Below are 1,012 nucleotides of genomic sequence, written 5' to 3'. Positions count from 1 at the left end.
ACGAGATAGTTTTTTCTCTATACCTGGCATACCAATAAATATCATTGCTAAATTATGTTCATCATAAATAGCTCTTAATTGCTCTAAATGTTGCACTTTAAGGCGATCAATCTCATCTACTATAATTAAATCAATATATTTAAACATATCACTATAATGTTTACTATGATCATGACCATACTTATTTACGATGTGTAATTTTTGACCCAAATCAATACTTGCACTAATACTATATAGATCATTACTTAATCTTGTTTGTTTTTCAGCCGGTGCAGTATAAAATATCTTATTCACCGATAATATATCATCAGTCGTTTTACTAGCTAGATCTTCCCACCCTCTATGATTAACTTGCTTTTCAATAGTATTCCAATTTGTGTAATACCTAGAAGATAAAGTTTTTCCGACACCAGGTTGACCATAGCAGATCCCAATATATTGATATTTGATACAAGCATCGCAAAATTCAGCAAATCGTTTATACTCTTTCGTTTCAATGAAATTCTGATTTTTAGTCATTACGATACCTCTTTAATTTTTTGACGTTTTTGGTCGTTTCTTGAGGTGAGTAACCATAACTTTTTTCTTCCTTAATTAAATCAGTGGTGCTTGGACTAGCAATGTTTTGTTTTAAGTGTTTTCTTCTCTGACTACGTGCGTGTTGTATCTCTTTTATATCAATTGAATAATCAGCTAAATCAGGGGATATTGCTGTACAAAGAAATTCATCTCTATAAAAAACGCGTATTTCAGCCATATCATTGGGATTGTAACGAATTAATACATACTCACCTACATAAGCAGTTAGGTTTGTATTACTGTATCTAAAGCCTTGAAAATGAATACCATCTGAATGAATTTTTCTAGATTTAGGTATTTCTAATAATAATAAATCAAGTTGTTCTAAACTGCTTGGCATATTAGGAAAAAAATGATTACTGTTCCACCGATTGATAGGAGTGCTCTGGATAGCACTGTGCTCTTTTTGATTATAATCTTCAATTAAAAAGTA

General features: G+C 30.8%; 2 protein-coding genes. Both read right to left on the bottom strand.

The features are described 5' to 3' along the window. Positions 1-519, bottom strand: a 519-nt coding sequence (locus KA878_RS12660) for an AAA family ATPase (RefSeq protein ID WP_210142172.1), incomplete at its 3' end; no start/stop codon positions are given. Continuing rightward, positions 512-1,012, bottom strand: a 501-nt coding sequence (locus tag KA878_RS12655; RefSeq protein ID WP_210142171.1) for a Mu transposase C-terminal domain-containing protein, incomplete at its 5' end; no start/stop codon positions are given. The genes KA878_RS12655 and KA878_RS12660, both read right to left, overlap by 8 nt.

The sequence above is a fragment of the Staphylococcus sp. GDY8P57P genome (assembly GCF_017892585.1).
GTDB lineage: Bacteria > Bacillota > Bacilli > Staphylococcales > Staphylococcaceae > Staphylococcus > Staphylococcus borealis.
Note: the sequence above shows the minus strand (reverse complement) of the source record. Positions and strands in the feature narration are given on the sequence as shown.